Annotated in this window: 1 protein-coding gene; it reads left to right on the plus strand. The window is 41.3% G+C overall.

What is annotated here, in order from left to right; all coding sequences use genetic code 11:
* Window positions 1-414 (plus strand): AAA-type ATPase lid domain-containing protein (locus CWB76_RS19380; RefSeq protein WP_349304283.1); only part of this gene is annotated, 414 nt, incomplete at both ends.

Here is a 414-nt window from a genome sequence, read left to right on the forward strand (position 1 = left end):
ATACTATCGCATTAATGTACTAACGTTAGAAATTGCACCACTGAGAGATCGTAAAGCCGATGTTGGCCCACTTGCTGAGCACTTTATTCAAAAATATGCGCAGCAAAATGGCCATACTGTGCCTGAGTTATCTGAAGAGTGTTTAACATTTTTACAAGATTACCCATGGCCAGGTAATGTACGCCAATTAGAAAATGCGATTTACCGTGCGGTATCCTTGTTGGAAGACAGTGAACTGCGCGTTGAACATTTACAGTTACCCACGTTTACCCATGATTTAGGCTATTTAGAGTCTGATTTTGAGGGCTCGCTAGATCAAGCGGTTAAGCGTTTTGAAGCTACTTTATTGCGTAAACTTTATCCAGCTTATCCAAGTTCACGTCAGTTAGCTAAACGCTTAGGACTTAGCCATAC

This window comes from Pseudoalteromonas sp. S1609 (genome assembly GCF_005887255.1).
Lineage (GTDB): Bacteria > Pseudomonadota > Gammaproteobacteria > Enterobacterales > Alteromonadaceae > Pseudoalteromonas.